At 45.0% G+C, this 525-nt stretch carries 1 protein-coding gene; it reads right to left on the bottom strand.

Going from position 1 to position 525, the window contains the following annotated elements; all coding sequences use genetic code 11:
* A partial coding sequence (locus tag U1T56_RS24575; protein WP_418162092.1) for a CBS domain-containing protein occupies positions 1-525 on the bottom strand: 525 nt, incomplete at both ends.

The following is a 525-nucleotide window of genomic DNA, read 5'->3' as shown; positions in this document are numbered from 1 at the left end:
ATGCTTCGTTAAAATCCAGCCGCCGATCGTATCGACGTCATCATCGTCAATGTCCAGCCCAAGCAAGTCATTCACTTCGCTGATCAACACTTTGCCATCCAAGATCAATCGATCGTCCATTTTTTGAATCAGCGGCGTTTCATCAATATCAAACTCATCTTGGATTTCGCCAACGATTTCTTCCAAAATGTCCTCGACTGTAACCAGTCCAGACGTGCCGCCGTATTCATCGACCAAAATCGCCATATGGATGCGTTCTTTTTGCATTTTGACCAACAAATCGTGAATGGCGATCGATTCAATCACTTGAATGATCGGGCGGATATAGTCTTTCATCTGCTTTTCGTTGGACGGATTGGCAATAAAGTCCGTAAACACCTCTTTCACGTTGATGAGTCCAAGCACATGGTCTTTATCGCCGTCAATGACCGGATAGCGCGTATACTTTTCTTCGCGAATGATGTCCAAGTTTTCCTTGACGCTTTTGTTAATATCGAGCGCCACAATTTCTTTGCGCGGCACCAT

The organism is Benzoatithermus flavus (assembly GCF_037908215.1).
Lineage (GTDB): Bacteria > Pseudomonadota > Alphaproteobacteria > Geminicoccales > Geminicoccaceae > Benzoatithermus > Benzoatithermus flavus.
This window is presented reverse-complemented; position numbering and strand designations above follow the sequence as displayed.